Origin of the sequence: Streptomyces sp. NPDC059582 (assembly GCF_042735715.1) — a bacterium.
In the GTDB taxonomy this organism is placed as follows: Bacteria; Actinomycetota; Actinomycetes; order Streptomycetales; family Streptomycetaceae; genus Streptomyces.
Genome location: NZ_JBHWCC010000090.1, coordinates 1 through 24,105, shown reverse-complemented (window position 1 = coordinate 24,105; position 24,105 = coordinate 1). Strand labels below are relative to the sequence as shown.

The following is a 24,105-nucleotide window of genomic DNA, read 5'->3' as shown; positions in this document are numbered from 1 at the left end:
CCGCTGAGCGGCGGACCATCGTCGTCCGTGTGTCCGCGCCGGTGGCCGACGCGGCCGTCCCGGCCACTGCACCAGGACCTCTCGTCCCGATACCGCCGGGCTCGCCGGGTTCGGTCAGCCGGCCCGATCGGAACCGCGGACCCTAGCGGGCGGTGCGTCCGCCGGGCTCGGGCAGGTGCTCGCCGGGCACCACCGTCGGGTCGGCCACCGGCCGGCCGGTCGCGGTGGGAGACGTGCCGGTGGCCAGGAACGACCGTGCCGTGGCGGACGTCTTCGACACCTCACCGTTCGCGAACGAGTAGGTGGTGGTCCAGGCGCTGTTCGCGGCGATCGCGGAACTGATGGCGGTGCGGTTGGCGACCGAGTACGACGCGTTCCCGCCGAAGGTCTGCACGCCCCAGATGCTCGCGGCCTCCTCGTTCAGGTACTTCGAGGCGGGCGCCGAGAGCGCGGACGAGGCCGACCAGAGCATCGGGCCGTAGGTGGCGGCGGCCGCGCCGGCCGCGACCGCGTTCTGCCAGTTCCGGGTGTCCTCGACGGTGGCCACGGTCGGCGAGGACCACCAGAACCGGGCCAGGTTCGCGGCGACGTCCTCGTGTGTCTTGCCGCCGACGGTCCAGAAGCTCCAGCTCTTGGTGAACGCCGTGTGCTCCATCGCCCAGGTCGCGTTGGAGCCGACCGTCACCATGTTGGTCTTCTGCGGGTTCAGGGAGTTCAGGTAGTTCTTGACCGAGGACGGGACGGTCTTGCCGTTCGTCAGCACGACCACACCGGTGCCGCGGTAGCCCAGCGCACCGGCCGCCGACGCCGCGGCGATCGGGTCCTGATAGTCACCGCCGTCGGCGACGAAGATCCAGCTCGGGCTCGCGGTGATCTGCTTGGCGACCCGGACCGACAGTGCCGAGAGGTCGGTGCCGTCCAGGCGCAGCGCCTTGTAGCCGAGCGCCTGCACCTGGCTGGCCACCTTCGAGCTGAGGATGCGCGTGCTGCCGTTCAGGTAGACGGTGGCGCCTCGGGGAAGCGAGCGCTTGAGCTCCGCGGCCGCGGCGGAGTCCAGTCCGCTGCCGGAGGTCATCAGGATCGGACCCTGCTTCTCGGGCGCCAGCGCGACGGCCGGCGCCGAGTAGGTGGCGATGCCCTTGTTGACCAGCACCGCGGACCTGGCCGCGACCAGGCCGGGCACATGCGTTCCGCCCGACTTGTCGAACGTCCAGCGGGAGGCGGCGGCGTCGATGCCGACGGAGCCGGTCCCGTAGACCCGCACCAGGGAGTTCTTCCGCAACGGCTGCCAGGCGGGCCTGCCGCCCTTGCCCACCCCGGTGACCTCGGTGGACGTGCCGCTCGCGAGGTCGAGGAGCCGTACCGTCTGCACGTCGTCGGACCAGCCGGCGTGCGAGGTGTGCGCGTCGTAGGCGATCCGGCCGCCGGCCGGGTCCCACGTCGGGTTCAGGTGGTCGTACGCGTCCGTGGTCACCTGCTGGATGTTGCCGCCGCTCGCGTCGGCCGTGAACAGCTGGGTCCGGTCGTCCACCACGCGCGTGAAGACCAGTTGGCTGCCGTCCGCCGAGAACACCGGCGACGAACCGGACGCGATGATCTTCTTCAGAGCCTTGGTGGCGGGGTCGTACGTCCAGATGCCCTGGCTGTCGTAGCAGCCGTGGTTGACGCGCCGTTCGAAGGCCAGGACGCCCGTCGGGCTCGACGTCGGGTGGAGGTCGCAGACCGTCGAAGGCTCCTGAGCGTTCGTCAGCAGCGGTTCCGGGGCCCACGAACCGTCCGAGGGCCCGTAGGCGAGCTGGCCGTCCGTGCTGAACACCACGTACCGGCCGTCCAGCCAGAACGTCGGGTCGTCATACGGCGCGCTGGAGCGCACCTTGGTCGCCCAGGGCAGGGTGATGAGCGAGGTGGCGCCGGTGGCGCGGCCGGTGGCCAGCTGGCCCCATCCGGCCACCAGCCTGCTGCCGTCCGGCGACCAGTTCGGCACGTAGCCGTAGTTCGGGATGTTCGGGACGGAACGCAGACCCGTCCCGTCGGCGTTGACGGTCTCGACGCCCGAGCCGCCGTACAGACCGATCTGACCGGCCGACACATCGGCCGCGGCGGGCGCCGCCTGCGCGCCCGGCGCCATCGCGCCGAGCAGGCCGGCCACCAGCGAGGCGGCCGACGTGATCGCCGCGAGGTCGCGGCGCTTGCGAGAGTTCAAGAGAAAAGCCCCCAGAAAGAGTGCCTGTTCGCCTGCCGAGCGCCTCGCCCCGTCGCGTCCAGGTGTGTGGGTGCACAGACCCTGCGATCCCGGCGCGCGCTCTTGTGCGCAGCGCTCCAGGCCCCCGGCGATCACTCGTCAGCAGACGGACCCTATGTGCCGGCGTGCGATCCACCGCCAACTAAATTTGAACGTTGAATGAACAAATGTGCGAGTCGGCTGCGGCCGGTGAACACCCCGCGGCCACGGCTTACCCGCGCCCGGGCGGGAGCACCTGGTAGGACAGTGGCCGATCGGACCGGCTGTCGGTCACTCGTTCCGGAACGCGCAGGGTGGTGCTGCCGATCAGGCCGTGCGGCGCAGGAGTGCCAGGTACATCGCGTCGGTCCCGTGCAGATGCGGCCACAGCTGTACGTCGGGGCCGTCGCCCAGCGCCGGTACGCCGGGCAGCAACGGCCGGGCGTCGATCAGCTCGGCGTCCGGGAACTGCTTGAGCACGTCGGCGACGACGGCGCGGGTCTCGGCGAGGTGCGGCGAGCAGGTGGCGTAGCCGACGACACCGCCGACCCGCACCGATTCCAGGGCCGTACGCAGCAGATCGCGCTGGAGCGGCGCGAAGTTGTCCAGGTCCTCCGGCCGGCGCCGCCACCGCGCCTCGGGCCGCCGTCGCAGGGCGCCCAGCCCGGTGCACGGCACGTCCATCAGCACCCGGTCGAAGGAGCCGGGCTGCCACGGCGGCCGGGTCCCGTCGGCGGTGATGACCTGGTAGGGCCCGGGGTTGCCGGCCAGGGCCTTCGCCACCAGTCCGGCCCGGTGCGGCTGCTTCTCGGAGGCGAGCAGCAGCGCGCCGCGCTCCGCGGCGAGCGCGGCCAGCAGCGCGGCCTTGCCGCCCGGCCCGGCGCACCCGTCGAGCCACTTCTCGTCCGTCCCCTCGACCGGCGCGTTGGCCAGGGCGAGCGCGACGAGCTGGCTGCCCTCGTCCTGCACACCCGCCCGGCCGTCCTTGACGGCCTCGATCGCACCGGGCTCACCACCCTCGGTGAGCCGCACGGCGAAGGGCGACCAACGCCCCGGTACGGCGGCCTCCTCCCGCAGCAGCTCGTCCGTGGAGGACCGGCCCGGCCGGGCGACCAGGGTCACCTCGGGCCGCTCGTTGTCGGCCTCCAGCAGGTCCTCGATCCCGGCCCGGCCGCCGCCCAGCGAGTCCCACAGCGCGGAGACGACCCAGCGCGGGTGGGAGTGCACGACGGCGAGATGCTCCTCGGGATCGTCGTCGTACGGCGGGGTGATCTGTTCCAGCCATCCGTCGAGGTCGTGCTGCGCGATCTTCCGGAGCACGGCGTTGACGAACTTGGCCCGCCCGTCACCGAGCACCACCCGGGCGAGCTCGACGGAGGCGGAGACGGCCGCGTGGGTCGGGATCCGGGTCCCGAGCAGCTGGTGCGCGCCGAGGCTCAGCACGTCCAGGACCGGCGGGTCGACCTCCCGCAGCGGCCGGTCGACACAGGCGGCGATGATCGCGTCGTACGTCCCCTGCCGCCGCAGCGTGCCGTACACCAGCTCGGTCGCGAGGGCCGCGTCGCGCCCGTCGAAGTCGCCCTTCTCCCGGGCCTTGCGCAGCAGCGGGGGCAGCACGAGGTTGGCGTAGGCGTCCCGCTCGTCCACGGCTCGCAGTGCCTCGAAGGCGAGGATGCGGACGGGGTCCTTCTGGGGCCGTCGGTAGGGCTTGCCGGGCTTGCTGGGCCGACGGGAGGTGTCACTCACGAAAAAGGTGCTCCGGATGTCAGATGGGGATACCCCCCAAGCGTACGTCCCACCGATGTCGGCGCTCCGCTCCGGTGCACCGGCCGGCCGCCGCCCCGTGCCGCTCCCGCGCCGCTCGCCCGATGGTCCTTCGCTGCTCCTTCGCCGCTCCTTCGCTGCTCGCCGAGGGGCTCCGCTGCTCCCCGAGGCGTTCCGCGTCTACCCCCCGAGGCGTTCCGCCTCGCCGATCCGCACGCCCCGCGCCCAGTCCGCCGCCTGCATCGGCTTCTTGCCCTGGGCCTGCACCCACAGCAGCTCGACGGCGTACGAACCGGTGCCGACGTGGACGTTGTTCTTGCCGACGTCCAGGGCGCCCGGGGCGAGGTCGGTCCGCTCCGGCCGGGGCGTGACATGGATGAGCTTGAGCCGCTCGCCGCGGAAGGAGGTCCACGCGCCGGGCGCGGGCGTGCAGCCGCGGACGACCCGGTCGACCCGCAGCGCGGGGGTGGACCAGTCGACCCGGGCGTCCTCGACGGTGATCTTCGGCGCGACGGTGATGCCGTCGGCCGGCTGCGGTACGGCCTTCAGGCTGCCGTCCTCGACGCCGTCCATGGTCGCGGCGAGCAGCCCGGCGCCCGCGAAGGCGAGCCGGGTCAGCAGGTCGCCGCTGGTGTCGGTGGGCCGGATCACCTCGGTGACGGTGCCGTAGACGGGCCCGGAGTCGAGCCCCTCCTCGATGAGGAAGGTGGAGGCCCCGGTGATCTCGTCCCCGGCCATGACGGAGTGCTGCACGGGGGCGGCCCCACGCCAGGCGGGCAGCAGCGAGAAGTGCAGGTTGACCCAGCCGTGGACCGGGATGTCCAGGGCCGTCCTGGGCAGCAGGGCACCGTAGGCGACGACGGGGCAGCAGTCGGGGGCGATCTCCCGCAGCCGCTCCAGGAACTCCGGGTCGCGCGGCTTCCCGGGCTTCAGCACCTCGATCCCGGCCTCCTCCGCCCGCTGGGCCACGGGGGACGCGACCAGCCTGCGCCCACGCCCGGCCGGCGCGTCCGGCCGCGTGACGACGGCGGCCACCTCGTGCCGCCCGGAGGCGAGCAGGGCGTCCAGTGCGGGAACGGCGACCTCGGGGGTACCGGCGAAGACGAGCTTCATGGGTGGGATCGGGCCTCTCGGGCGGGGTGAGCAGCGGCAGCGCACAAGTCTATGACCACGCGGTGAAACCCGGCGACGGCGCCGTACTCCCGCGCGGGCCGGGGACAGTGGCGTCCGGCGAACGCGGAGGCGCACAGCGCACATCCACGCCGGGGGCGTACGCATATGCCCTTACGCCCCCACAGCGTGACCAGCGGAGCGCACACGCGTTGGTCAAGAAAGAGTTGACCGCAACGGGCCGCCCTGGCGGCCCACTTCCTTTCAACGCCGGTTCGAGAGGCTTGTTCATGGCCGACCACGCAACCCACGACGCCCAGGCCCGGGCCAGCCTGCACTTGCTGGTGCGGGACATCGAGCGGGTCCGCCGCCAGGTGGACGCGCTCCGTACGCTCACCGCGCAGTTGGGCAACGTCTACCGCCCGCGGCGCTCCGGCCCTTCCACGGGCTTCGTCGTGTACGGACGCGCTCCCGCCCCGACGGTCCGTCTCGCCCAGGAACTGCGGGACAGTGTCGAGACGCTGGTCACGGCCGCAGTCGACTTCGACCGCTCGCTCGGCTTCTCGTGGGACGCGGTGGGCTCCGCGCTCGGCGTCACCAAGCAGGCGGTGCACCGCCGTTACGGCGCCCGCCGCGCCGCGGCCCAGGCGGCCGCCGAGGCGGAGCGGAGCACGGAGACGTCGGACAACCACACGGTCAGCGTGGGCACCGGCATCCCCGCGGTACCGGTACCGGTGCCTACGGTCCCCGCGGCCCGCTCCATGCCCACCCAGCCGACGGCCGGCAGTCCCGCCCTGCGCGAGGACGTCAGACCGACGGCCTTCCCCGCCCCCCGCAACGGCTGACGCACCTTCACCCCGCCCTCCCGGCAAGCCTCCGGGAGGGCAACTGCCTGCCACGCCTTCCCCGACGTCACGACCACCACGGACCGCGCACCGCCACCCCGATACGCGGGCCTCACGTACAGCCGCAGCGCACCGCCCCCCGGGTCTCCGGACAACCACCACGGACCGCCGGCGAGCACCACGTCCACGCACGCCGCCACTCCAGCCCGACGGCCTGCCGACAGCCGCCGCAGCACCCCTCCCCACGATCAGCCGCAGCACATCGCCGCCGAAATCGTCGCCCCCGCCGACAACCGCGGCGCACCACCGCCGACGACGACACCGACCCCGCCGACAGCCGCAGCGCACCGCCACCCGGCTCACCGGCCCGCCGGACTCGGAAAGACACGGCACACCACCGTCCCGCGCGAACTGTCGCGGCACGCCAACGCCAAGGTCACCGCCGCGCGGATCCCTGCCGCCCACCAGCGGCAAGGTCCACCGGCCCCCGCCGGCCACCACCGTCGGCCGACCGCAGGCCACAGACGGCAGACGGCAGACGGCAGACGGCAGACGGCAGACGGCAGAACCAGACGCCGGACGGGGCGCCGCACCTCACCCGATGTCAGCCGGATCGATCCGTACCCAGACGGGTTCGCTCGCCGCTCCCCCGCCGCCGCCCGTACCCCGGGCCATCCGCGCGGCCTGCGCCGCCTTCAGCGCGGACGCCAGCGCGCCGCCGCTGCCCGGCGGCACCCGGATCAACGCGCGTTCCCAGTGCTCGCCCGGGGGCGGCGCCCCCGGCCGCCGCGGGCGACCCGGGGCGGTGCCGGGCACGGGTACCGGCCCCAACACCTCCGCCTCCCGGGGCAGTTCTACCGCACCGAGGAACGCGGCGACGGCCGCCGCCTGGCCCGACACGGCGGCCATCCGCGACACCGGGGGAAAGCCCAGCTCGGCCCGCTCGGCGAGTTCCCGCACCGCGTGGCCGACGGGGTCCCACCGCACGAGCGCCTGCACCGGCCGCAGGGTCGGTTCGGCGACGACCGCCACGGTCCCGCCGGCGCCCTGCGGCCGCACCAGCGCGGACGCGGCGATCCACCGGCGCAAGGCGTCCTCCCCGGCCCGCAGATCGGGGCGCCCGAGCATGGCCCAGCCGTCGAGCAGCAGGGCCGCCGCGTAACCGCCCTCGGCGACGGGCTCGGCGCCCGGTGTGCTCACCACCAGCGCGGGCGTGCCGGGCACGGTGTCGAGGACGTGCTCACGGCCGGAGGTCCGCACCGGCACCGCCGGAAACGCCCGCCCCAGTTCCTCCGCCGTACGCCGCGCCCCCACGACCTGGGCCCGCAACCGGAACGACCCGCACTCCGGGCAGTGCCAGGCGGCTTCCTCGCGCCCGCACCACCCGCACCACAACGCCCCGCCGTCCCGCGCCTCCAACGGCCCGGCGCAGTGCCGGCACCGGGCGGGCGCCCGGCACTGCGCACAGGCCATCCGGGGTACGTACCCGCGCCGGGGCACCTGGACGAGCACCGGACCGTGCCGCAGTCCTTCCCGGGCGACCTGCCAGGCGAGGCTCGGCAGCCGGGCGGCCCGCGCGGCCTCGTCCCGTGCCAGATCCGCGTCCCCGACGGTCCGCACGAGCGGGGCGGCGCGCCGCACCTGCTCCCGTCCGGCGACCAGCGGCCGCGCCCAGCCGCTCTCGACGAGCTGGGCGGCCTCCACGGTGCAGCCCCAACTACCCAACAGGAAGCCGCACTTGTCCAGAGCGGCCCGCAGCAGAAGCACCTCGCGCGCGTGCGGCTGCGGCGCGTGCTGCTCGCTGTGGCTGTCGTCCCCGTCGTCCCAGAGGGCGACCAGACCGAGATCCCGTACGGGGGCGAACATGGCGGCCCGCGTGCCCACCACGGCCCGTACCGACCCGCGCCGCACCGCGAGCCATTCCCGGTACCGCTTCTCGGGCCCGGCGTCGGCCGTGAGCAGCGCGTGCCGCCCTTCGCCCAGCAGCGCGGTCAACTCGGCGTCGACGCGCGCGGCGGCCCGCCCGTCGGGCACGACGACGAGCGCCCCGCGCCCGGAGGCCAGCGTCGCGGCGACGGCGCGCGCCAGCTCCTCGCTCCACTCGGGCCCCGGCAGGGCGTTCCACACGGCCCGCGGCGCCCCACCCGAGGCCAGGGCGGTCAGGAACGCCGCCCCCTGCTCGTACCGGACCCAGGATCCCGCCTCCGGCGCCGCGGGCGCCGGCAACGGCTCGGGCGAGGGCCGCTGCTCGGCCCGCGCGCTGCGGGGCGGCACGGCGAGCTGGAGCACATCGGCGAGGCTTCCGGCGTACCGATCGGCCACGGCGCGGGCCAGTCCCAGCAACTCCTCGCTCAGCACCGGCTCGGGCGACACCACCTGGGCGAGCGCGGCCAGCGGCCCGGAGTAGTCGGACTCGGCACGCCGCTCCACGAGGAACCCGTCGATGAGCCCCCCGCCCTCACGGCGCCCTTCCCGCACCCGGTGCCGCCCGGCCCCGAACCGCACCCGTACCCGCACGCCGGGCTGCGCGTCCGCGTCGAGCTCCTCGGGAACGGCGTAGTCGAAGTACCGGTCGAGATGCAGTACGCCCTTGTCGACCAGGATCCGCGCGACGGGCAGCTCCTTCGCCAGCGCGGCCCCGCGCCAGGTCCGCGGCTTGGCCCGCGGCACCTTGGCGTTGCGCACGCTCTCCCGGATGAACGCGAGCTGCTCGGGCGGCGCCCCTTCGGCGCCGCCCGTCCCCGTCTCGTTCTCGCTGCTCACGCTTGCATTCTTACCAAACGCGACTGACAACCGACGGCGCCCGCCTCCCGAGGTCCACTCGGCAGCGGCGACACATTCCAGAATCACCGCGCGCCCGGGGGCGCACTCCACCGAAGCAGCCGCGGCCTTCGCACCGGGAGACCGCGAGTGTACGAACCGGCTCCCGCGCGCCGCCACTCGTTTCCGCTCCCGGCAGGGGACCGGGCCGGGCCGCGCACGCGGGACGCCCACGCACGGGACGGGCCCGGCTCTCTCCGCACGGGAGAGCCGGGCCCGGACACACGGGGGAAGCGGGATTACAGACCCGCGGCCTCCCGCAGCGCCTCCACGCGGTCCGTGCGCTCCCACGTGAAGTCGGGGAGCTCACGGCCGAAGTGGCCGTACGCGGCGGTCTGGGCGTAGATCGGGCGGAGCAGGTCGAGGTCGCGGATGATCGCGGCCGGGCGGAGGTCGAAGACCTCGTCGATCGCCTTCTCGATCTTCTCGGCGTCGATCTTGGCGGTGCCGAAGGTCTCGACGAAGAGACCGACGGGCTCGGCCTTGCCGATCGCGTAGGCGACCTGGACCTCGCAGCGGGAGGCCAGACCGGCGGCGACGACGTTCTTCGCGACCCAGCGCATGGCGTACGCCGCCGAGCGGTCGACCTTGGACGGGTCCTTGCCGGAGAAGGCGCCGCCGCCGTGGCGGGCGAAGCCGCCGTACGTGTCGATGATGATCTTGCGGCCGGTGAGGCCGGCGTCGCCCATCGGGCCGCCGATCTCGAAGCGGCCGGTGGGGTTGACCAGCAGGCGGTAGCCCTCGGTGTCCAGCTTGATGCCGTCCTCGAGGAGGGCCTTCAGCTCCGGCTCCACGACGAACTCGCGGATGTCGGGGGCGAGCAGCGACTCCAGGTCGATGTCGCTGGCGTGCTGGGAGGAGACTACGACCGTGTCCAGGCGGACCGCCTTGTCGCCGTCGTACTCGATGGTGACCTGCGTCTTGCCGTCGGGGCGCAGGTAGGGGATGGTGCCGTTCTTGCGGACGTCCGACAGCCGCTTCGACAGGCGGTGCGCCAGGAAGATCGGCAGCGGCATCAGGGTCGGCGTCTCGTCGCTGGCGTAGCCGAACATCAGGCCCTGGTCGCCGGCGCCCTGCTTGTCGAGTTCGTCGTCGTCGCCCTCGACCCGGGACTCGTACGCCGTGTCGACGCCCTGTGCGATGTCCGGGGACTGCGAACCGATCGACACCGAGACGCCGCAGGAGGCGCCGTCGAAGCCCTTCTTCGAGGAGTCGTAGCCGATCTCCAGGATCTTGTCGCGCACGAGCTGCGGGATCGGCGCGTAGGCCTTGGTGGTGACCTCTCCGGCCACGTGCACCAGACCGGTGGTGATCAGGGTTTCGACGGCGACCCGGGACGTCGGGTCCTCGCGCAGAAGCGCGTCGAGAATGGTGTCGCTGATCTGGTCAGCGATCTTGTCGGGGTGACCCTCGGTCACAGACTCCGAAGTGAACAGGCGACGGGACACAACGCTCCCTGGGGTTGCAGCGGCTGCTGGCTGATCATTGGCGGACGGGACAGGGCTGCGCCTGGCGTCGTCCGAGAACAGTTTATCGGTCGCACTCGGCCACGGCCCCACCTGTCTCGCCACTCGGAAGCGCTGTGACCTGCGGCACGGGCATTCTGCCCAGAGCCGAGCGCCCTTGACCAGGGTCACCACGTCCGAATGTGCGGGGCGGAAGCGATCCTTGGGCTGAAGGAAACAGTCAGCCGAGGCGTTGCGCCACCAGGTCCCACACTGTTTCGGCCAGAGCCTCCTTCAGGCCGTGCGGTACGGGGATTTCGGCGCCGTCGGCGCCCAGCACCACGGCCTCGTTCTCGTCGGCGCCGAAGGTCTTGCGCTCCCCCACCTCGTTCACCACGAGCAGGTCGCAGCCCTTGCGGCGCAGCTTGGCGCGACCGTTGGCGAGGACCTCGTCGGTCTCGGCGGCGAAGCCGACAATCACCTGTCCGGGGCGCGCCCGATCGGTGGAGATCTCCGCGAGGATGTCCGGATTCCGCACGAGGACGAGGGGCTCCGGCTCCTGCCCGTCCTGCTTCTTGATCTTCCCGGCCGCGTACGCCGCCGGGCGGAAGTCGGCGACGGCGGCGGCCATCACCACCGCGTCGGCGTCCGGGGCCGCCTTGAGCACGGCCTCGCGCAGCTGGACCGCGGTGCCGACCTGGACCACGTCCACGCCCGCCGGGTCGGGCAGCCCGGTGTTCGCGGCGATCAGGGTGACCCGGGCGCCGCGTGCCGCGGCCGTACGGGCGAGGGCGTAGCCCTGCTTGCCCGAGGAGCGGTTGCCGAGGAAGCGCACCGGGTCGAGGGGCTCGCGGGTGCCGCCGGCGCTGACCACGACATGGCGGCCGACGAGGTCCGGCTCCCGGACGCCCCGGGCGAGCACGCGACGGCAGACCTCGAAGATCTCGACGGGGTCGGGCAGCCGGCCCTTGCCGGTGTCGACACCGGTGAGACGGCCCACGGCCGGCTCGATGACGACCGCGCCGCGGCGGCGCAGCGTGGCCACGTTCTCCTGGGTGGCCGGGTGCTCCCACATCTCGGTGTGCATGGCGGGGGCGAGGACGACGGGGCAGCGCGCGGTGAGGAGCGTGTTGGTGAGCAGGTCGTCCGCCAGGCCGTGGGCCGCCTTCGCGAGCATGTCGGCCGTGGCCGGGGCGACCACCACCAGGTCGGCGTGCTGACCGATGCGGACGTGCGGGACCTCGTGGACGTCGTCCCAGACCTCGGTCGAGACGGGGTTGCCGGAGAGCGCGGACCAGGTCGCGGCGCCGACGAAGTGCAGCGCCGAGGCGGTGGGCACGACCCGGACGTCGTGCCCCGACTCCGTCAGTCTCCTCAGCAGCTCGCAGGCCTTGTACGCGGCGATGCCGCCGCTGACCCCCAGCACGACCTTCGGCTTGTCCACCGTCTCTCCCCGGACTCGGCTCGTGAGCGCCGGCGGCCGGCGCACGTCTCCATCACACACCACAGGCCCGGCAGTCGCGCTGCCGGGCCTGTGGAAAAGCCAACTGCAAGCTGGAAATACTACTGCGCCGGGCCCTCGATGGCCTCGGACGTCAGCAGTCCCGCGTTGATCTCGCGCAGGGAGATCGAGAGGGGCTTCTCGTGGACGTGGGTGTCCACGAGCGGACCGACGTATTCGAGGAGGCCCTCGCCGAGCTGCGAGTAGTACGCGTTGATCTGGCGGGCCCGCTTGGCCGCGTAGATCACGAGGCTGTACTTCGAGTCGGTGGCCTCGAGGAGCTCGTCGATCGGCGGGTTGATGATGCCCTCGGGCGCGGAGATGGAAGAGGACACGCTCTACCTTCCGATGGATGGGAAAAGATCGGTCATGATCACATGTTCGTGATCACACAACATCCATCAAGGCTAGCAGCTCGCGCGCCACGTCCTCGACGGAGGTGTTGACCAGGGTCTCATCGAACTCGGGCTCGGCCGCCAGTTCGATCTTCGCCGCCTCCAGGCGGCGTGCGATCACCGCGGGCGACTCGGTACCCCGGCCGGTGAGCCTGCGCACCAGTTCCTCCCAGGAGGGAGGAGCCAGGAACACCAGGTGGGCCTCGGCCATGGAGTCGCGGACCTGTCGGGCGCCCTGGAGGTCGATCTCCAGCAGGACCGGCACACCGGACTCCAGGTGCTCCAGCACGGCCGCGCGGGGAGTGCCGTAGCGGTTGCCGGCGAACTCGGCCCACTCCAGCAGTTCCCCGTTGGCGATCAGCTTGTCCATCTCCTCGTCGGTGACGAAGAAGTAGTGGACGCCGTGCCTCTCGCCGGGGCGGGGCTTGCGGGTCGTCGCCGACACCGAGAGCCACACCTCGGGGTGTTCCTTGCGCATATGAGCGACGACCGTGCTCTTGCCGACCCCGGAGGGGCCGGAGAGCACGGTCAGCCGCGGACGTACGTCCGGGGGCTCGGGGGTCGTCCCCCGGAATGTTGCAGCCATGCAGCGATTATTCCAGCAATCCCGGGCTGCCCGGGACGCCAGTCCCGGACTGCCCGGTACTCAGGAGCCGGTGCTGCCGAACTCGCGCTCCAGGGAGGCGATCTGGTTGGAGCCGAGACCACGCACGCGGCGGCTCTCGGAGATACCGAGTCGCTCCATGATCTGCTTGGCGCGGACCTTGCCCACGCCCGGCAGGGACTCCAGCAGGGCGGAAACCTTCATCTTGCCGATGACGTCGTTTTCCTGGCCCTGCTTGATGACCTCGTGGAGGGAGGCGCCGGAGTGCTTGAGTCGATTCTTGACCTCGGCCCGCTCCCGGCGAGCCGCGGCGGCCTTTTCGAGCGCGGCTGCGCGCTGTTCGGGGGTAAGGGGCGGAAGAGCCACGCCTACGTCACCTCGGATGTCGAACTGTCGGATACGGACCGGTGAGGAACCTAGTCGCCCCACACCTGGGGAGCTACGAGCAACACGCTTGCCCGTTGACTCTCGTCGGAGACTAGCGGCCAAGTCCGCCAGAGTCAGCGAGAACAGAGGAAAAGTCCTGGTCAGCCTCCGTCAGGACAGGATATTTCAGACATATTGCCCCGGATTTGAGAATGTATCCAGCCTCAAGTCGTCCTGAAGGCCCTCGTCGGAGGCTTCCGAAGATCCTCAGGTGGACGCGAGTGCCGTCCGGATCTCGTCCGTGAAACGGTCCGCGGCCGCCCGCAGCGCCCCGGCGTCGGGGCCGTGCCGCAGCAGACCCCGGCTGACGTTCGGCACGACGTTGCGCACCGCGGCGCCGAAGACCCGGGGAAGGTCGGCCGGAGTCGCCCCCTGGGCGCCGATGCCGGGCGCGAGGAGCGGACCGTTGATGTCGAGGTCGTACGTCGACAGGTCGCCGAGCGTGGCCCCGACGACCGCGCCGAAGGATCCCAGGGGCTCCTCCCCCACGTTCTCCGCGGCCAGGTGCGCCAGCATCGTCGCGCCGACGTTCCGCCCGTCCGCGCGCACCGCGTGCTGGACCTCGCCGCCCTCCGGGTTGGAGGTCAGCGCGAGTACGAACAGGCCCGCGCCGCTCTCGCGCGCCAGCACGACGGCCGGGCTCAGCGACCCGTAGCCGAGGTACGGCGAGACGGTCAGCGCGTCCGAGAACAGCGGAGCGTCCTTGTGCAGGAAGGACTCGGCGTACGCGGCCATGGTGGAGCCGATGTCGCCGCGCTTGGCGTCCATGACGACCAGCGCGCCGGCCGCCCGCGCCGCCTCGACCGTCCTCTCCAGGACGGCGAGTCCACGCGAGCCGAAGCGCTCGAAGAAGGCGCTCTGCGGCTTCAGCACGGCGACCCGGTCGGCCGTCGCCTCGACGACCGTGCGGCTGAACCGCTCCAGGCCCGCCACGTCGTCGTTCAGCCCCCACTCCGCGAGCAGGGAGGCGTGCGGGTCGATACCGACGCACAGCGGGCCGCGCTCGTCCATCGCGCGGCGCAGCCGGGCACCGAAGGGTTCCAGAGAGCTCATGCGGCCTTCCTCACGTCGGCGCCGACCGCGTCGGCGAGGGTGGCGTACGGGCTCGTGCGCAGCCGTGCGGCGAGCCCCTTGTGAAGAGCGCGGGTCCAGAAGGGCCCCTCGTAGATGAAGGCGCTGTAGCCCTGGACCAGCGTGGCGCCGGCCAGGATGCGCTGCCAGGCGTCCTCGGCGTTCTCCACGCCCCCGACGCCCACGAGGGTGATCCGGTCGCCCACGCGCGCGTAGAGGCGCCGCAGCACCTCCAGGGAGCGCGCCTTCAGGGGCGCCCCGGACAGCCCGCCGGTCTCCTTGACCAGCGCGGGGTCGGAGGCCAACCCGAGCCCCTCGCGCGCGATGGTGGTGTTCGTGGCGATGATCCCGTCCAGACCGAGTTCGACGGCCAGGTCGGCGACGGCGTCGACGTCCTCGTCGGCGAGGTCCGGGGCGATCTTCACCAGCAGCGGGACCCGGCGGTCGGCGACCGCGCGGTCTGCCGCCTCGCGCACGGCGCCGAGCAGGGGGCGCAGCGCCTCGGTGGCCTGGAGGTCGCGCAGGCCGGGGGTGTTCGGGGAGGAGACGTTGACCACCAGGTAGTCGGCGTACGGCGCGAGCCGCTCGGCCGACTTCACATAGTCGGCGACGGCCTCCGTCTCCGGGACGGCCTTGGTCTTGCCGATGTTGACGCCCACGACGGTCCGGAAGACGGGCGTGCGCGCCGCCAGGCGGGCCGCGACCGCGAGCGAGCCGTCGTTGTTGAAGCCCATGCGGTTGATCAGCGCCCGGTCCGCGACGAGGCGGAACAGCCTCTTTCCGGGGTTGCCCGGCTGTGCCTCCCCGGTGACCGTGCCGATCTCGACGTGGTCGAAGCCCAGCATCGACATGCCGTCGATCGCGACCGCGTTCTTGTCGAAGCCGGCGGCGAGCCCGAAGGGGCCGTGCATGCGCAGCCCGAAGGCCTCGGTGCGCAGTTCCTTGTGCCGGGGCGCGAGGGCGGCGGCGAGGAAGGTGCGCAGCACGGGGACGCGGACGGCGCGGCGGATCCAGCGGAAGGCCAGGTGGTGCGCCTGTTCGGGGTCCATCCGGGTGAAGACCAGACGGAAGAAGAGCTTGTACATCACTGTGTCCTCATGACGAGGGGGACACCGTTTCCGGTGTCCCCCTCATCGGCTGCTAGTCGCGGGCCGCGGTCAGGTGCTGGGCGTGTTCCTGGAGCGAACGGACGCCCACGTCACCGTGGTTGAGGGCGTCGATGCCCTGGACGGCGGCGGCGAGCGCCTGGACCGTGGTCAGGCAGGGCACGGACCGCGCCACGGCCGCCGTACGGATGTCGTAGCCGTCGAGGCGGCCGCCGGTGCCGTACGGGGTGTTGACGATGAGGTCGACCTCGCCGTCGTGGATGAGCTGGACGATGGTCTTCTCGCCGTTCGGGCCGGTGCCCTCGGACTGCTTGCGGACCACCGTGGCGTTGAGGCCGTTGCGCCTGAGGACCTCGGCCGTGCCGGACGTGGCGAGCAGCTCGAAGCCGTGGGCGACCAGTTCACGGGCCGGGAAGATCATCGAGCGCTTGTCGCGGTTGGCCACCGAGATGAAGGCGCGGCCCTTGGTCGGCAGCGGGCCGTAGGCGCCGGCCTGCGACTTGGCGTACGCGGTGCCGAAGACCGAGTCGATGCCCATGACCTCGCCGGTGGAGCGCATCTCCGGGCCGAGGATGGTGTCCACACCGCGCCCGGAGGTGTCCCGGAAGCGGGTCCAGGGCAGCACGGCCTCCTTGACGGAGATCGGCGCGTCGAGCGGGAGTTCGCCGCCGTCGCCGGTCGCCGGGAGCAACCCCTCGGCCCGCAGCTCGGCGACGGTCGCGCCCAGCGAGATCCGGGCGGCGGCCTTCGCCAGCGGGACCGCGGTCGCCTTCGAGGTGAAGGGGACGGTGCGCGAGGCACGCGGGTTGGCCTCCAGGACGTACAGGATGTCGCCCGCCATGGCGAACTGGATGTTGATCAGTCCGCGGACGCCCACCCCGCGCGCGATGGCCTCGGTCGAGGCGCGCAGGCGCTTGATGTCGAAGCCGCCCAGCGTGATCGGCGGCAGGGCGCACGCCGAGTCGCCGGAGTGGATGCCGGCCTCCTCGATGTGCTCCATGACACCGCCGAGGTAGAGCTCGTGGCCGTCGTAGAGGGCGTCGACGTCGATCTCGATCGCGTCGTCGAGGAAGCGGTCGACCAGGACCGGCCGGGTGGGGCTGATCTCCGTCGACTCGGCGATGTAGGAGGCCAGCCGGGTCTCGTCGTAGACGATCTCCATGCCGCGTCCGCCGAGGACGTACGAGGGCCGCACCAGGACCGGGTAGCCGATCTCGTCCGCGATGCCCTTGGCCTCCGCGAAGGTGGTGGCGGTGCCGTGCTTCGGGGCCGGCAGGCCGGCCTCGGCCAGCACCCGCCCGAAGGCGCCCCGGTCCTCGGCCGCGTGGATGGCCTCGGGAGGGGTGCCCACCACCGGCACGCCGTTGTCCTTGAGCGCCTGCGCCAGGCCCAGCGGGGTCTGGCCGCCGAGCTGGACCACGACACCCGCGATCGGTCCGGCCAGCGACTCGGCGTGGACGATCTCCAGCACGTCCTCCAGCGTCAGCGGCTCGAAGTACAGGCGGTCGGAGGTGTCGTAGTCCGTGGAGACGGTCTCCGGGTTGCAGTTGACCATCACGGTCTCGTACCCGGCGTCGGACAGCGCGAAGGAGGCGTGGACACACGAGTAGTCGAACTCGATGCCCTGGCCGATACGGTTCGGGCCGGAGCCCAGGATGATCACCGCGGGCTTGTCGCGGCGCGCGACCTCGCTCTCCTCGTCGTAGGACGAGTAGAAGTACGGCGTCTTCGCCGCGAACTCGGCGGCGCAGGTGTCGACCGTCTTGTAGACCGGGCGGATGCCCAGCGCGTGCCGCACCTCGCGCACCACGTCCTCGCGCAGCCCGCGGATCTCGCCGATCTGCTGGTCGGAGAAGCCGTGCCGCTTGGCCTCGGCCAGCAGGTCCACGTCCAGCCGCTCGGCGGCGGCCAGTTCGTCCGCGATCTCCTTGATGAGGAAGAGCTGGTCGACGAACCACGGGTCGATCTTCGTGGCCTCGAAGACCTCCTCGGGCGTGGCCCCCGCGCGGATGGCCTGCATGACCGTGTTGATCCGGCCGTCGGTGGGCCGGACGGCCTCCGCCAGCAGCGCGGCCTTGTCACCGGGCTCGCCGACGAAGGTGAACTGGCTGCCCTTCTTCTCCAGCGAGCGCAGCGCCTTCTGGAACGCCTCGGTGAAGTTGCGGCCGATGGCCATGGCCTCGCCGACCGACTTCATGGTGGTGGTGAGGGACGAGTCCGCCGAGGGGAACTTCTCGAAGGCGAACCGCGGGGCCTTCACGACCACGTAGTCGAGCGTGGGCTCGAAGGAGGCCGGGGTCTCCTGCGTGATGTCGTTCGGGATCTCGTCGAGGGTGTAGCCGACGGCGAGCTTGGCGGCGATCTTGGCGATCGGGAAGCCGGTCGCCTTGGAGGCGAGCGCCGAGGACCGCGACACGCGCGGGTTCATCTCGATGACGATGACCCGGCCGTCGACCGGGTTCACCGCGAACTGGATGTTGCAGCCGCCGGTGTCGACGCCGACCTCGCGGATCACGGCGATGCCGATGTCACGCAGGATCTGGTACTCGCGGTCGGTGAGCGTCATCGAGGGCGCCACGGTGATCGAGTCGCCGGTGTGCACGCCCATCGGGTCGAAGTTCTCGATGGAGCAGACGACCACGACGTTGTCGTGCTTGTCGCGCATCAGCTCCAGCTCGTACTCCTTCCAGCCGAGGATGGACTCCTCCAGGAGCACCTCGGTGGTCGGGGAGAGCGTGAGGCCCTGGCCGGCGATACGGCGCAGCTCCTCCTCGTCGTGGGCGAAGCCGGAGCCGGCGCCGCCCATGGTGAACGACGGGCGCACGACGACCGGGTAGCCGCCGAGCTCGTCGACACCCGCGAGCACGTCGTCCATGGTGTGGCAGATCACGGACCGGGCGGACTCGCCGTGGCCGATCTTCGCCCGGACCGCCTCCACGACGTCCTTGAACAGGTCGCGGTCCTCGCCCTTGTGGATCGCCTCGACGTTGGCGCCGATCAGCTCGACGCCGTACTTCTCCAGGACGCCGTTCTCGTGCAGCGAGATCGCGGTGTTGAGGGCCGTCTGGCCGCCCAGGGTGGGCAGCAGCGTGTCGGGGCGCTCCTTGGCGATGATCTTCTCGACGAACTCCGGGGTGATCGGCTCGACGTAGGTCGCGTCGGCGATCTCCGGGTCGGTCATGATCGTCGCCGGGTTCGAGTTGACCAGGACGACCCGCAGGCCCTCGGCGCGCAGAACGCGGCACGCCTGGGTGCCCGAGTAGTCGAACTCGGCGGCCTGGCCGATGACGATCGGGCCGGAGCCGATGACCAGGACGGACTGGATATCGGTGCGCTTAGGCACGCTGGCCCTCCATCAGGGATACGAAGCGGTCGAACAGGTAGGCGGCGTCATGGGGTCCCGCTGCCGCTTCGGGGTGGTACTGGACGGAGAAGGCCGGCTGGTCGAGCAGGTGCAGCCCCTCCACGACGTCGTCGTTGAGACAGACGTGGGACACCTCGGCGCGGCCGAAGGGCGTCTCGCTGACCTGGTCGAGCGGGGCGTCCACGGCGAAGCCGTGGTTGTGCGCGGTGACCTCGACCTTCCCGGTCGTACGGTCCTGGACCGGCTGGTTGATGCCTCGGTGGCCGTACTTCAGCTTGTAGGTGCCGAAGCCCAGGGCCCGCCCGAGGATCTGGTTGCCGAAGCAGATGCCGAACAGCGGCGTCCGGCGCTCGAGGACGGCGCTCATCAGCGCGACGGGGCCGTCGGCGGTCGCCGGGTCGCCGGGGCCGTTGGAGAAGAAGACACCGTCGGGGGCGACGGCGTAGACCTCGTCCTCGGTCGCGGTCGCGGGCAGCACGTGCACCTCGATGCCGCGCTCGGCCATGCGCTGCGGGGTCATGCCCTTGATGCCGAGGTCGATGGCGGCGACGGTGAACTTCTTCTCACCGACCGCGGGCACGACGTAGGCCTCCTTGGTGGCGACCTCCTCGTACAGGCTCGCGCCCTTCATGTGCGGCTGGGCCTGCACGCGCGCGAGGAGCTCGGCCTCCGGGGCGACGGCGTCGCCGGAGAAGATGCCGGCCCGCATCGAGCCGCCCTCGCGCAGGTGGCGGGTGAGGGCCCGGGTGTCGATGCCGGAGATGCCGACCACGCCCTGCTTGACCAGCTCGTCGTCGAGGGAGCGGTTGGCGCGCCAGTTGGACGGCACGCGCGCCGGGTCGCGGACCACGTAGCCGGAGACCCAGATGCGGCTGGACTCGTCGTCCTCGTCGTTCCAGCCGGTGTTGCCGATCTGCGGGGCGGTCGCGACGACGATCTGCCGGTCGTACGACGGGTCGGTGAGGGTCTCCTGGTAGCCGGTCATGCCGGTGGAGAAGACCGCTTCGCCGAAGGTCTCCCCCACGGCCCCGTAGGCACGGCCGCGGAATACCCGGCCGTCCTCCAGGACGAGTACCGCGAGAAGCGCCTCTTTCCTCTGCGAGGCGTTCCCCTTCGTGGAGGTCGTCATCGTGCGCCTTCCGTTGTTTCCGTCTTGTTGATCATCGCGTTGACGGCGTCGACCCACTCGTTGTGCTCGGCCGCGCGGTGGGAGCGGAACCCGGAGTCGATCAGCCTGTCGCCGTGCGCCCAGGTCACGACGAGCAGGCCGCCCTCGGTCAGCACCTTGCCCGCGATGCCCTTGTCGAGCCGGGCCTCCCGCAGGGCCGCGCGCGGGACGAAGAAGTCGCTCGCCCCGGGGCGTACGACGTCCAGGCCCGCGTCGGTCAGCGTGAGCTCGACCCGGCTGCGGGTGCCCAGGCCGTGCGCGACGATGCGGTCCAGCCACTGTCCGGCGGTGGTGGAGCCGTGGTAGCGGCCGCTCATTCCCAGTGTCACCGGGCCCGGCTCTTCCGGCGCGGTGGGCAGCTCGGGCAGGTCGCCCTGGAGCGTGCCGCGCCACTTCCAGCCCTCACGCATCAGCCAGTAGACGAGCGCGACGAAGAGGGCGAGGCCGACGAGCCAGCCGACGCGGGCGGCCCAGTCGGTGACCTCGGCCGATTTCTTCTCTGCGGCCAGCAGGATTACAGATGTCACGTGAGCTTCCCGTCGACGAGGGTGGCCTTGCCCCGGAGCCAGGTGTGGGTGACACGGCCCGGCAGCTCACGGCCCTCGTAGGGGGTGTTGCGGCTGCGCGAGGCGAAGCCCGCGGGGTCCACCTGTCCACGGTATTCCGTGTCCACCAGGACGAGGTTCGCGGGCTCGCCTGCCGAGACGGGTCGTCCATGACCGGTGGCCCGTCCGATCCTGGCCGGCTTGACGGACATGCGGTCGGCGACGCCCGCCCAGTCGAGCAGTCCGGTGTCGACCATCGTCTCCTGGACCACCGACAGCGCGGTCTCCAGGCCCACCATGCCCATGGCGGCGGCGGCCCACTCGCAGTCCTTGTCCTCGTGCGGGTGCGGGGCGTGGTCGGTGGCGACGATGTCGATCGTGCCGTCGGCGAGCGCCTCGCGCAGCGCGAGCACGTCCCGCTCGGTGCGCAGCGGCGGGTTGACCTTGTAGACCGGGTCGTACGAGCGCACCAGCTCGTCCGTGAGGAGCAGGTGGTGCGGGGTGACCTCGGCGGTGACGTCGATGCCGCGGGACTTGGCCCACCGGACGATCTCCACGGAGCCGGCGGTCGACAGGTGGCAGATGTGCACGCGGGAGCCGACGTGCTCGGCGAGCAGGACGTCGCGGGCGATGATCGACTCCTCGGCCACCGCAGGCCAGCCGCCGAGTCCCAGCTCGGCGGAGACGACGCCCTCGTTCATCTGGGCGCCCTCGGTCAGCCGCGGCTCCTGCGCGTGCTGGGCGACGACACCGCCGAAGGCCTTCACGTACTCCAGCGCGCGGCGCATGATCACGGCGTCGTCGACGCACTTGCCGTCGTCGGAGAAGACGGTGACACCGGCGGCCGACTCGTGCATGGCGCCGAGCTCGGCGAGCTTGCGGCCCTCCAGGCCGACCGTGACGGCGCCGATGGGCTGCACGTCGCAGTAGCCGTGCTCCTGGCCGAGCCGGTAGACCTGCTCGACGACGCCGGCGGTGTCGGCCACCGGGAAGGTGTTGGCCATGGCGAACACGGCGGTGTAGCCGCCGGAAGCCGCGGCCCGGGTGCCGGTCAGGACGGTCTCGGAGTCCTCGCGGCCCGGCTCGCGCAGATGGGTGTGCAGGTCGACCAGGCCCGGCAGCAGCACCTTGCCGTCGGCCTCGACGACCTCGGCGCCGTCGGCGTCGAGACCGACGCCCACTCCGGCGATCGTCGCGCCGTCGATCAGCACGTCCTGCGGCTCGCCGCCGAGCACCTTCGCACCACGGATCAGGATCTTGCTCATCGTCGTTACTTCTCCTCGGTGGTACGGGCGTGGGCGACGGCGGGTTCGTTGCCGCCGAGCAGCAGGTAGAGGACGGCCATGCGGATGGAGACGCCGTTGGCGACCTGCTCGACGACGGTGCAGCGCTCGGAGTCGGCGACCTCGGCGGTGATCTCCATGCCGCGGACCATCGGGCCTGGGTGCATCACGATGGCGTGCTCGGGCATCTTCGCCATGCGCTCGCCGTCGAGGCCGTAGCGCCGTGAGTACTCGCGCTCGGTCGGGAAGAAGGCGGCGTTCATGCGCTCGCGCTGGACACGCAGCATCATCACGGCGTCGGACTTGGGGAGCGTGCCGTCGAGGTCATAGGCGACCTCGCAGGGCCAGGTCTCGACGCCGACCGGCACCAGGGTGGGCGGCGCGACGAGGGTGACCTCGGCGCCGAGCGTGTGCAGCAGGTCGACGTTGGAGCGGGCGACCCGGCTGTGCAGGATGTCGCCGACGATGGTGATCCGCTTGCCGTCGAGGTCCTGGCCGATCCCGGCGTCGCGGCCGACGAGCCGGCGGCGCATGGTGAAGGCGTCGAGCAGGGCCTGGGTGGGGTGCTGGTGGGTGCCGTCGCCCGCGTTGATCACGGCGGCGTCGATCCAGCCGGAGGTGGCCAGGCGGTAGGGGGCGCCGGAGGCGCCGTGCCGGATGACCACGGCGTCGACGCCCATGGCCTCCAGGGTCTGGGCGGTGTCCTTCAGGGACTCGCCCTTGGAGACGCTCGACCCCTTGGCGGTGAAGTTGATGACGTCCGCCGAGAGGCGCTTCTCGGCGGCCTCGAAGGAGATCCGGGTACGGGTCGAGTCCTCGAAGAAGAGGTTGACGATCGTGCGGCCGCGCAGGGTCGGCAGTTTCTTGATCGGCCGGTCGGCCACCCGGGCCATCTCCTCGGCGGTGTCGAGGATCAGGACGGCGTCGTCGCGGGTGAGGTCGGCGGCCGAGATGAGATGACGCTGCATCTGTCAGGCTCCGTAAGGCAGTTCAGGTTTGGGGAGATTCCGGGCACGCGTGGGCGCGGCTGCGGGGCGCACGAACGTGTCGTACGCCGCGGAGCTACTGCTGCTGCTCGCCCGGGGAGGTCCGCTTCGCACCGAGCAGCACGGTGTCGCGACCGTCCTCCTCGGCGAGCTGGACCTTGACCGTCTCCCGCAGCGACGTGGGGAGGTTCTTGCCGACGTAGTCGGCGCGGATGGGCAGTTCGCGGTGGCCGCGGTCGACGAGGACCGCGAGCTGGACCGCGCGGGGGCGCCCGATGTCGTTCAGGGCGTCGAGGGCGGCGCGGATGGTGCGGCCGGAGAAGAGCACGTCGTCGACGAGGACGACGAGGCGGCCGTCGATCCCGTCACCGGGGATCTCGGTGCGGGCCAGCGCGCGCGGGGGATGCATGCGCAGGTCGTCGCGGTACATGGTGATGTCGAGGGAGCCGACCGGGATCTTGCGGTCGGTGATCTCCTCCAGCTTGGCGGCGAGCCGGCGGCCGAGGAACACGCCGCGGGTCGGGATGCCGAGGAGCACCACGTCGTCGGCGCCCTTGGCGCGCTCGACGATCTCGTGGGCGATGCGGGTCAGTACCCGCGCGATGTCGGGGCCTTCGAGTACGGGCCGCGCATCGGACGATCGTGTGTCCATATGAAACGGACCTCCTTCTCCGCCTCACGGGACGGACCTTAAAGGACGTCAAGATTGCGCCATCCACGGTAGCAGGCCGGGACGACCCCCCTGATCACCCCCCTGGCCTAATCGATCGCGGCTACCACGGAAGCGTCGGTGTGGACCATTCGGCTTGACGCAGAAGAATCACGCTGCGTAACCTCACAGTGAGTTACCAACTGCGTGGCCTGGAACCAAAGCCGGCCGCGTCGACCCATGCCGGGGAGCTATATGTCCAGCGAATACGCCAAACAGCTCGGGGCCAAGCTCCGGGCCATCCGCACCCAGCAGGGCCTTTCCCTCCACGGTGTCGAGGAGAAGTCCCAGGGACGATGGAAGGCGGTCGTGGTCGGTTCGTACGAGCGCGGTGACCGTGCCGTGACCGTACAGCGTCTTGCCGAGCTGGCGGATTTCTACGGCGTTCCCGTACAGGAGCTGCTGCCGGGCACCACCCCTGGCGGCGCAGCCGAGCCGCCGCCGAAGCTGGTGCTCGACCTGGAGCGTCTCGCCCATGTGCCGGTCGAGAAGGCGGGCCCCCTCCAGCGGTACGCGGCCACGATCCAGTCGCAGCGCGGTGACTACAACGGCAAGGTGCTCTCGATCCGCCAGGACGACCTGCGCACCCTCGCCGTCATCTACGACCAGTCGCCCTCGGTGCTCACCGAGCAGCTGATCAGCTGGGGCGTTCTCGACGCGGACGCGCGCCGCGCGGTCTCCCACGACGACAACTAGCGAGGCCCAGCCTCAGCAGAAACGTGCCGCCGGGGGTGGCCGGAAC

At 71.8% G+C, this 24,105-nt stretch carries 19 protein-coding genes; 2 read left to right on the top strand and 17 right to left on the bottom strand.

All coding sequences use genetic code 11. The annotated features are described in order from the left end of the window. Positions 1–142: 142 nt before the first annotated feature. The 3 genes from ACFV0T_RS40645 to fmt all read right to left on the bottom strand — a co-directional run bounded on the left by ACFV0T_RS40645 (position 143) and on the right by fmt (position 5,098). Positions 143–2,203 (bottom strand): TolB family protein, encoded by a 2,061-nt coding sequence (locus tag ACFV0T_RS40645; RefSeq protein WP_385790343.1) that lies wholly within the window; start codon positions 2,201–2,203, stop codon positions 143–145. 345 nt (positions 2,204–2,548) lie between these two features. Then, positions 2,549–3,967 (bottom strand): RsmB/NOP family class I SAM-dependent RNA methyltransferase, encoded by a 1,419-nt coding sequence (locus ACFV0T_RS40640; protein ID WP_385790341.1) that lies wholly within the window; start codon positions 3,965–3,967, stop codon positions 2,549–2,551. 198 nt (positions 3,968–4,165) lie between these two features. Beyond that, positions 4,166–5,098, bottom strand: coding sequence for a methionyl-tRNA formyltransferase (fmt, locus tag ACFV0T_RS40635; protein WP_385790339.1), 933 nt, complete (start codon positions 5,096–5,098; stop codon positions 4,166–4,168). Positions 5,099–5,385: 287 nt separating this feature from the next. On the opposite strand from fmt, the gene ACFV0T_RS40630 reads away from it, so the two are divergent. Then, positions 5,386–5,940: a hypothetical protein gene (locus tag ACFV0T_RS40630; RefSeq protein ID WP_385790337.1), complete on the top strand. Its 555-nt coding sequence runs from the start codon at positions 5,386–5,388 to the stop codon at positions 5,938–5,940. 594 nt (positions 5,941–6,534) lie between these two features. Here the strand turns inward: ACFV0T_RS40630 and ACFV0T_RS40625 are convergent. The 14 genes from ACFV0T_RS40625 to pyrR all read right to left on the bottom strand — a co-directional run bounded on the left by ACFV0T_RS40625 (position 6,535) and on the right by pyrR (position 23,306). Beyond that, the gene (locus ACFV0T_RS40625; protein ID WP_385790335.1) at positions 6,535–8,703 is read right to left on the bottom strand and encodes a primosomal protein N'; all 2,169 of its coding nucleotides are present in this window, start codon (positions 8,701–8,703) and stop codon (positions 6,535–6,537) included. A 296-nt stretch (positions 8,704–8,999) separates the two neighbouring features. Then, on the bottom strand, positions 9,000–10,208 hold the full coding sequence (metK, locus tag ACFV0T_RS40620; protein ID WP_385790333.1) for a methionine adenosyltransferase: 1,209 nt from the start codon (positions 10,206–10,208) through the stop codon (positions 9,000–9,002). Positions 10,209–10,446: 238 nt separating this feature from the next. Next, a complete protein-coding gene (gene coaBC, locus ACFV0T_RS40615; protein ID WP_385790331.1) occupies positions 10,447–11,649 on the bottom strand; it encodes a bifunctional phosphopantothenoylcysteine decarboxylase/phosphopantothenate--cysteine ligase CoaBC in 1,203 nt (400 codons plus the stop codon). Positions 11,650–11,768: 119 nt separating this feature from the next. Next, positions 11,769–12,041: a DNA-directed RNA polymerase subunit omega gene (gene rpoZ / locus ACFV0T_RS40610; protein ID WP_067025681.1), complete on the bottom strand. Its 273-nt coding sequence runs from the start codon at positions 12,039–12,041 to the stop codon at positions 11,769–11,771. A gap of 52 nt (positions 12,042–12,093) precedes the next feature. Then, entirely contained in the window at positions 12,094–12,687 is a 594-nt protein-coding gene (gmk, locus tag ACFV0T_RS40605) for a guanylate kinase (RefSeq protein WP_385790329.1), read from the bottom strand. Between the two features lie 60 nt (positions 12,688–12,747). Beyond that, positions 12,748–13,071: an integration host factor gene (locus ACFV0T_RS40600; protein WP_003977346.1), complete on the bottom strand. Its 324-nt coding sequence runs from the start codon at positions 13,069–13,071 to the stop codon at positions 12,748–12,750. A gap of 267 nt (positions 13,072–13,338) precedes the next feature. Continuing rightward, the gene (gene pyrF, locus ACFV0T_RS40595; RefSeq protein WP_385790327.1) at positions 13,339–14,184 is read right to left on the bottom strand and encodes an orotidine-5'-phosphate decarboxylase; all 846 of its coding nucleotides are present in this window, start codon (positions 14,182–14,184) and stop codon (positions 13,339–13,341) included. Next, positions 14,181–15,287 carry a quinone-dependent dihydroorotate dehydrogenase gene (locus tag ACFV0T_RS40590; RefSeq protein ID WP_385790325.1) on the bottom strand — a complete coding sequence of 369 codons (1,107 nt, stop codon included), beginning with the start codon at positions 15,285–15,287 and terminating at the stop codon, positions 14,181–14,183. The genes pyrF and ACFV0T_RS40590 overlap by 4 nt, the downstream gene beginning before the upstream one ends. Before the next feature lie 55 nt (positions 15,288–15,342). Then, positions 15,343–18,651 carry a carbamoyl-phosphate synthase large subunit gene (carB, locus tag ACFV0T_RS40585; protein ID WP_385790323.1) on the bottom strand — a complete coding sequence of 1,103 codons (3,309 nt, stop codon included), beginning with the start codon at positions 18,649–18,651 and terminating at the stop codon, positions 15,343–15,345. Then, positions 18,644–19,801, bottom strand: coding sequence for a glutamine-hydrolyzing carbamoyl-phosphate synthase small subunit (gene carA / locus ACFV0T_RS40580; protein ID WP_385790321.1), 1,158 nt, complete (start codon positions 19,799–19,801; stop codon positions 18,644–18,646). The genes carB and carA overlap by 8 nt, the downstream gene beginning before the upstream one ends. Then, positions 19,798–20,367, bottom strand: coding sequence for a hypothetical protein (locus tag ACFV0T_RS40575; RefSeq protein ID WP_385790319.1), 570 nt, complete (start codon positions 20,365–20,367; stop codon positions 19,798–19,800). Before ACFV0T_RS40575 ends, carA begins: the two co-directional genes overlap by 4 nt. After that, positions 20,364–21,650: a dihydroorotase gene (locus tag ACFV0T_RS40570; RefSeq protein ID WP_385790317.1), complete on the bottom strand. Its 1,287-nt coding sequence runs from the start codon at positions 21,648–21,650 to the stop codon at positions 20,364–20,366. Before ACFV0T_RS40570 ends, ACFV0T_RS40575 begins: the two co-directional genes overlap by 4 nt. A 5-nt stretch (positions 21,651–21,655) precedes the next feature. Beyond that, entirely contained in the window at positions 21,656–22,636 is a 981-nt protein-coding gene (locus ACFV0T_RS40565) for an aspartate carbamoyltransferase catalytic subunit (protein ID WP_385790315.1), read from the bottom strand. 94 nt (positions 22,637–22,730) lie between these two features. Continuing rightward, positions 22,731–23,306 carry a bifunctional pyr operon transcriptional regulator/uracil phosphoribosyltransferase PyrR gene (pyrR, locus tag ACFV0T_RS40560; protein ID WP_385790313.1) on the bottom strand — a complete coding sequence of 192 codons (576 nt, stop codon included), beginning with the start codon at positions 23,304–23,306 and terminating at the stop codon, positions 22,731–22,733. Positions 23,307–23,558: 252 nt separating this feature from the next. Here pyrR and bldD point away from each other — a divergent pair, with 252 nt between their 5' ends. After that, positions 23,559–24,059, top strand: coding sequence for a transcriptional regulator BldD (gene bldD, locus ACFV0T_RS40555; RefSeq protein ID WP_385790311.1), 501 nt, complete (start codon positions 23,559–23,561; stop codon positions 24,057–24,059). Positions 24,060–24,105: the final 46 nt, after the last annotated feature.

Bases quoted from the DNA above. Each gene is read 5' to 3' on its own strand.
- fmt (WP_385790339.1), bottom strand. From the start codon at position 5,098: ATGAAGCTCGTCTTCGCCGGTACCCCCGAGGTCGCCGTTCCCGCACTG.
- ACFV0T_RS40630 (WP_385790337.1), top strand. From the start codon at position 5,386: ATGGCCGACCACGCAACCCACGACGCCCAGGCCCGGGCCAGCCTGCAC.
- gmk (WP_385790329.1), bottom strand. From the start codon at position 12,687: ATGGCTGCAACATTCCGGGGGACGACCCCCGAGCCCCCGGACGTACGT.
- pyrF (WP_385790327.1), bottom strand. From the start codon at position 14,184: ATGAGCTCTCTGGAACCCTTCGGTGCCCGGCTGCGCCGCGCGATGGAC.
- ACFV0T_RS40590 (WP_385790325.1), bottom strand. From the start codon at position 15,287: ATGTACAAGCTCTTCTTCCGTCTGGTCTTCACCCGGATGGACCCCGAA.
- carA (WP_385790321.1), bottom strand. From the start codon at position 19,801: ATGACGACCTCCACGAAGGGGAACGCCTCGCAGAGGAAAGAGGCGCTT.
- ACFV0T_RS40570 (WP_385790317.1), bottom strand. From the start codon at position 21,650: ATGAGCAAGATCCTGATCCGTGGTGCGAAGGTGCTCGGCGGCGAGCCG.
- ACFV0T_RS40565 (WP_385790315.1), bottom strand. From the start codon at position 22,636: ATGCAGCGTCATCTCATCTCGGCCGCCGACCTCACCCGCGACGACGCC.
- pyrR (WP_385790313.1), bottom strand. From the start codon at position 23,306: ATGGACACACGATCGTCCGATGCGCGGCCCGTACTCGAAGGCCCCGAC.
- bldD (WP_385790311.1), top strand. From the start codon at position 23,559: ATGTCCAGCGAATACGCCAAACAGCTCGGGGCCAAGCTCCGGGCCATC.